The 4,652-nt window shown below is 65.8% G+C and carries 4 protein-coding genes; 1 reads left to right on the forward strand and 3 read right to left on the reverse strand.

Annotation, left to right across the window (positions count from 1 at the left end; translation table 11 throughout):
• Positions 1-42: 42 nt before the first annotated feature.
• Both JOY90_RS21080 and JOY90_RS21085 read right to left on the reverse strand, forming a co-directional pair.
• Entirely contained in the window at positions 43-1,539 is a 1,497-nt protein-coding gene (locus tag JOY90_RS21080) for a CoA-acylating methylmalonate-semialdehyde dehydrogenase (RefSeq protein WP_291693039.1), read from the reverse strand.
• A gap of 162 nt (positions 1,540-1,701) precedes the next feature.
• The gene (locus JOY90_RS21085) at positions 1,702-2,328 is read right to left on the reverse strand and encodes a TetR/AcrR family transcriptional regulator (RefSeq protein WP_291693040.1); all 627 of its coding nucleotides are present in this window, start codon (positions 2,326-2,328) and stop codon (positions 1,702-1,704) included.
• Positions 2,329-2,510: 182 nt separating this feature from the next.
• Here JOY90_RS21085 and JOY90_RS21090 point away from each other — a divergent pair, with 182 nt between their 5' ends.
• Entirely contained in the window at positions 2,511-3,281 is a 771-nt protein-coding gene (locus JOY90_RS21090; RefSeq protein ID WP_291693041.1) for an enoyl-CoA hydratase, read from the forward strand.
• Positions 3,282-3,307: 26 nt separating this feature from the next.
• Here JOY90_RS21090 and JOY90_RS21095 read toward each other — a convergent pair whose 3' ends face one another.
• A complete protein-coding gene (locus JOY90_RS21095; RefSeq protein ID WP_291693042.1) occupies positions 3,308-4,516 on the reverse strand; it encodes an RluA family pseudouridine synthase in 1,209 nt (402 codons plus the stop codon).
• Between the last annotated feature and the right edge of the window lie 136 nt (positions 4,517-4,652).

A 4,652-nucleotide genomic window follows, 5' to 3' on the forward strand; every position in this document is an offset into this window, starting at 1 on the left:
CAGACCGCCGCGAAAGCACCAACCCGGGGTGTCCCCCAGTCTTCATTTCATCGTCGGGATCGAAAACTCTGCGCCTTCCTTGACGCCAGAGGGCCAGCGCGAGGTCACCGTCTTGGTCTTGGTGTAGAAGCGTATCGAATCCGGACCGTGTTGGTTGAGGTCGCCAAAGCCCGACTTCTTCCATCCGCCGAAGGTGTAGTAAGCGATCGGCACCGGGATCGGCACGTTGATGCCGACCATGCCGACATTGACCTTGGCGGCGAAGTCGCGCGCGGCGTCGCCGTCGCGGGTGAAGATCGCAACGCCGTTGCCGTAGTCATGGTCCGACGGCAGCGCCAGCGCCTCCTTGTAGTCGTGCGCGCGCACCACCGAGAGCACGGGACCGAAAATCTCCTCCTTGTAGATGCGCATGTCCTTGGTGACGTTGTCGAACAGACAGCCGCCCATGTAGAAGCCGTTCTCGTAGCCCTGCATCTTGAAGCCTCTGCCGTCGACCGCGAGCGTCGCGCCCTCCTTGAGGCCGACGTCGACATAGTTCTTGACGCGCTCGACCGCCTCGCGGGTCACCAGCGGGCCGTAGTCGGCCGACGGATCGATCGAGGTGCCGATCTTCAGGGATTCGACGCGCGGGATCAGCTTCTCCATCAGCCGGTCCGCCGTGGTCTTGCCGACGGGGACGGCGACCGAGACCGCCATGCAGCGCTCGCCGGCCGAGCCATAGCCGGCGCCGATCAGGGCGTCGACCGCCTGGTCCATGTCGGCGTCGGGCATCACGATGGCGTGGTTCTTGGCGCCGCCAAAACACTGGCAGCGCTTGCCGTGCGCGGCGGCGCGCTCATAGATGTATTGCGCAATCGGCGAGGAGCCGACGAAGCCGACGGCCTTGATGTCGGGATCGTCGAGGATGGCGTCGACCGCCTCCTTGTCGCCGTTGACGACATTGAGGATGCCCGCCGGCAGGCCGGCCTCGATCATCAGTTCGGCGAGCTTCATCGGCACGCCGGGATCGCGCTCCGACGGTTTCAGGATGAAGGCGTTGCCGCAGGCGATCGCCGGCGCGAACTTCCACATCGGGATCATCGCCGGGAAATTGAACGGGGTGATGCCGGCGACGACGCCGAGCGGCTGGCGCAGCGAGTAGATGTCGATGCCCGGGCCTGCACCCTCGGTATATTCGCCCTTCATCAGATGCGGAATGCCGCAGGCGAACTCGACCACTTCGAGGCCGCGTTGGATGTCGCCCTTGGCGTCGGGAATGGTCTTGCCATGTTCGCGCGCCAATAGCTCGGCGAGCTTGTCGTAGTCGCGCTGGACCAGTTCGAGGAACTTCATCATCACCCGCGCGCGGCGCTGCGGATTGGTGGCGGCCCATTCCGGTTGCCCGGCCAGGGCGTTCTCGACGGCGGAACGAACCTCGGCTCTCGAGGCCAGCGCCACCTTGGCCTGGACCTCGCCGGTCATCGGCTCGAAAACGTCCGCGGTGCGGCCGGAGGTGCTCCTGACTTCCGTACCGCCGATGAAATGCCCGATTGCGCGCATGGGTTCCTCCAAAAGCCTGGCAAGTTCCGTTTGAGCGGCATCTTGCAGTCTTTGTGACGTTTTGGAAGTGTTTCCAAGCGCAACGGTTTTGCGAAAATGCCGCGGACCATCGCATCGCAGCCTATGCGACCAACGGCGTAGGCCGATACCCGGGAAATCGCGTCAGTTCGCCGTCTTTTTGGCGGCCGGTTTCCTGGCCGCGGCCCGTGTCTGCGACGCACCGGAGAGCGCCGCGTCGCGTCCGGCGGCAAGGATTTCATCCGAGAACTCGCTATTCCCGGCGATGCGGGACAGCACGATCGTCCCCATCAGGGTTGCCAGCGTCGCCGCTGCCTGCCTGCGCGCGGCCTTGCGCGGCAGATCGGGAATCTGGTCGGCGATCCGGTCGATCATCTGCTCCAGTTTCGCCGCATAGGCCTTGCGGGTCTTGGCACTTTCGCGCGCGATCTCCGCGCCGAGCGAGGCCATCACGCAGCCATGGCCGGGATTGTCCCGGTGCAACGGGGTCAGATACGAGTCGATGATGGTCGCGAGCCGCTTCTCCGGCGGAAGCTGATCACAGATCTTGCACCAGTGCTCGCCCGAACGATCGACCGCATAGGCGAAGGCCTCGTTCAGCAGCGCGTCGCGGGAGGGGAAATGCGCGTAGAAGCCGCCATGGGTGAGCCCCGCCTCCTTCATCAGGTCGGCGACGCCGACGCCATGGGCCCCCTTCTCCCGCAATCGCACCGAGGCCTTCCGCACGATGCGGGCGTGGGTTTCCTGCTTGTGTTCCCTTGAATAGCGCATGGCTCGATCCATGAAATGTTCTTGGTCATATAATGACATTTTTGGCTGAAGGGAAGCCGGCCGCCTCAACTTTAGAATGTCGCAAAGTGATGATGGAATGGCGTGTCGAACCCTTGACAAGGCCGCGACGCAAGCTCCGAACTTGCACGAAGACTCGAGGCCAACCTGCGGTAAGATCACCCATGCGCATGCTCAACGACCATTGCGGCATCGACCGCGATCCCCGGGGCGTCGTCCGCCTGACGATCTGCAATGCCGGCTCCCTCAATATTCTCGGCTCGACCGTCATCGACGCCGTGCGCGAAGGAGCAGAGCGGCTCGCCACCGAGCGCGAGATCCGGGTGCTGATCCTGGCCGGAGAGAGCGAAAAAAGCCTGATCGGCGGCGCCGACATCAAGGAGATGGCGACGCTCGACCAGCGCTCGGCCGAAGCCTTCATCACCCGCCTGCGCGACCTCTGCGAGGCGGTGCGCGCCTTTCCCGCGCCCGTGATCGCGCGCATGCCCGGCTGGTGTCTCGGCGGCGGGCTCGAGGTGGCGGCCTGCTGCGATTTCCGCATCGCCGCGCACGACGCGAGATTCGGCATGCCCGAAGTGCGGGTCGGCATCCCCTCGGTGATCCATGCGGCGCTGCTGCCGCGGCTGATCGGCTGGGGCCGCGCGCGCTGGCTGGTCATGACGGCAGAGACCATCGACGCGCCGACGGCGCTGGGCTGGGGGCTGGTCGACGCGGTCGCCGAGGAAGACGGTCTCGACCGCGCGGTCGAGCATGTCGTCGAGGCCCTGCTCGCCTGCGGGCCGGAGGCGCTGCGCGCCCAGAAGGCGCTGCTGCGGCAATGGGAGGAACTGCCGCTGAAGGAATCGGTCGATCTGAGCATCCGCGCCTTCGGCCAATCGTTCCTGACCGACGAGCCGACCCGTTTGATGCAGGGGTTCGTCAATCGCAAGCGATAGCGTAAGACCCACCCGCTTCACGCGGATTATTCTTCAGGCGCGTGCTCGATCGGGTCGAATCGATCAGCCTCGAGGCCGAGCAGATTCCATGATTGCAGCATGTGCGGCGGCAGCGGCGCGGTGGCGTCGATCACGCCGCCGCGAGGATGCGGTATCACGATCCGTCGCGCCAACAGATGCAGCCGGTTCTGCAGGCCGCCCGGCAATTCCCAATTCTCGATGTTGAAATATTTGGGATCGCCGATGATGGCGTGGCTGATATGGGCCATGTGCGCACGCAATTGATGCGTCCGCCCGGTGACGGGTTTCAGCGACACCCAGGCGAGCTTGCTGCCCGCGGTCTCCACCACGGCGTAATAGGTCACGGCGTGGCTCGCGCCCTCCTCGCCATGGGCGGCGATGCGCATGATGGAATCCTCCTCGCTCTCCTCCTTGGCGAGATAGGTCGAGATGCGGCCCTGCTTCGGCTTCGGCACGCCGGCGACCAGCGCCCAGTAGATTTTTCGCGCAGATCGGTGGCGGAAGGCGCCGGTCAGATGCGTCGCGGCGAAGCGGGTCTTGGCGACCAGGAGACAGCCCGCGGTTTCCTTGTCGAGCCGATGCACGAGGCGTGGCTTCTGTCCCTTGGCATCGCGCATCACCTCCAGCATCTGGTCGACATGGCGCGTAGTGCCGGAGCCGCCCTGGACCGCGAGCCCCGCCGGCTTGTTCAGCACCAGCACGTCGTCGTCCTCGTAGAGCGTCATCGCCTTGAGAGCGGCGAGCGTCTTCTGCTCGGCTTCCGAAAGCGCGGCCGACGCTTTCGGCGCATCGAGCCTGAGCGGTGGAATCCGCACGCTCTGCCCGGCCTGGAGACGGTCCTTGCTGTCGGCGCGCTTGCCGTCGACGCGCAGCTCGCCTTTGCGGACGATGCGCTGGATGTGGGAGAACGACAGGCCCGGAAACCGCGCTTCGAGGAAGCGATCGACCCGCATGTTGTCCTCGTCCGCGGTCACGGCGACGGTCTGGACCTTGGTCGGCAGCGGCGGCGGATCGCTTGTCGCCTTCACCGGCTCCGGCGGGCGTGGCACCCGTTTCTCCGGCCGCGGCTCGGAGAAGCGCGGCGGCTTGCCGCCGGTACGCGGGACTGCCGGCCGCTTGTCCGGCGCGCGTTCGCGCTCGCGCGGATCGCGCGGGCCTCGATCATCCGCACGGCGGTCGCCCGACGACAGCGTTCTCTTGATGCGGCGGCTCATGACCGGTGCCTAGCGCAAAAGAGCCTGATCGTCACGGCGAAATCAGTTCAAATCGGCCATTCCGGCCGGACTAGGGCAGACTCGCCTCCCCCATCGTGGGTCGCGGCGTCGCCGCAACCGCGGCTGTGGCTCAGCC

It is taken from the genome of Bradyrhizobium sp., assembly GCF_019242285.1.
Taxonomy (GTDB): domain Bacteria; phylum Pseudomonadota; class Alphaproteobacteria; order Rhizobiales; family Xanthobacteraceae; genus Bradyrhizobium.